General features: G+C 76.4%; 2 protein-coding genes. Both read left to right on the forward strand.

Annotated elements, in window-relative coordinates; all coding sequences use genetic code 11:
- Positions 1 to 186, forward strand: a 186-nt coding sequence (locus G3I78_RS48835; RefSeq protein WP_164437100.1) for a LuxR C-terminal-related transcriptional regulator, incomplete at its 5' end; no start/stop codon positions are given.
- A 3-nt stretch (positions 187 to 189) separates the two neighbouring features.
- On the forward strand, positions 190 to 428 hold a 239-nt coding region (locus G3I78_RS48840), incomplete at its 3' end, for a histidine phosphatase family protein (protein ID WP_203616555.1).

A 428-nucleotide genomic window follows, 5' to 3' on the forward strand; every position in this document is an offset into this window, starting at 1 on the left:
GTCGGCGGCCTCGAACCAGGTGGGCTCGTCGCGCAGGGCCTGACCAACCGGCAGATCGGCGAGCGCCTGTTCATCTCGGCGAAGACGGTGAGCGTGCACGTGTCCAACGTCCTGGCCAAGCTCGGCGCGTCCGGGCGGGCCGAGGCCGTCTCGCTCGCGCACCAGCGCGGGCTGCTCGAGGTCTGAGCGATGGGCTCGCCGTCCGACCGGTCTCGGGGCTCGTCGTCCGGCCGGTCGCCCGGGTCGTCGGACGGCGGTCCTGCCGGCACCCTCGTCCTCGGGCGCCACGGGCAGAGCACGTTCAACGCGGGCGACCGCTTCACGGGCCTCCTGGACGTGCCGCTCTCGGACGTCGGGGTCGCGGAGGCCGGGCGCGCGGCCCGGCTGCTCGCGGACGCCGTCGCGCGCGAGCCTGCCCTGGCCCCGCG

Origin of the sequence: Streptomyces sp. SID13726, from assembly GCF_010548375.1 — a bacterium.
Classification (GTDB): Bacteria; Actinomycetota; Actinomycetes; order Streptomycetales; family Streptomycetaceae; genus Streptomyces.